We start from the raw sequence: 619 nt of genomic DNA, 5'->3' as shown, positions 1-619 counted from the left end.
GGCCGCCGCGATGCCGAGGGCGCTGCTCCAGGCGGCACCCCAGGCGAGCGGATGCCGCGCCACGGCCCCGACGCCGCCCGTGCCCGTCGCCCCCGTCACGCGCGTCACTCTACCCGGGTGCGGTGCCGCGACCGCGGTGCGTAGGCTCGGGTCGTGGCCGACCAGCACGAGGACCTGCACGAGTACACGGCGCTGGAGCTGCACCAGCTCCTGCAACGCGGCGACGTCACGCCGCTCGAGGCCACCGAGCACTACCTCGCGCGGATCGAGCGACTCGACCCGGAGGTCGGGGCGTTCGCGCTCGTGACGCCGGAGCGGGCCCGCGAGCGCGCGCGGCTCGTCGAACGCGACCTGGCGCACGCGGCGCCGTTGTGGGGCATGCCGCTCGCGGACAAGGACCTGCACCCGCGGGCGGGCGTGCCCACGGCGTTCGGCTCGCGTGCGTTCGCCGGCGACGTGCCCGACGAGTCGGACGACCTCGTCCGGGACGTCGACGCGGCGGGGGCCGTGAGCCTCGGCAAGACCGCGACGCCCGAGTTCGGCCTGCCGTCCTACACCGAGCCGCTCGCCGGCCGTGCCGCCCGCAACCCGTGGGACCTCGCGCTCGGCGCCGGCGGTT

Annotated in this window: 1 protein-coding gene; it reads left to right on the top strand. The window is 77.1% G+C overall.

The features are described 5' to 3' along the window. Positions 1 to 153: 153 nt before the first annotated feature. On the top strand, positions 154 to 619 hold a 466-nt coding region (locus ESO86_RS18270), incomplete at its 3' end, for an amidase family protein (RefSeq protein WP_165308446.1).

The sequence above is a fragment of the Agromyces binzhouensis genome, assembly GCF_004135055.1.
Lineage (GTDB): Bacteria > Actinomycetota > Actinomycetes > Actinomycetales > Microbacteriaceae > Agromyces > Agromyces binzhouensis.
This window is presented reverse-complemented; position numbering and strand designations above follow the sequence as displayed.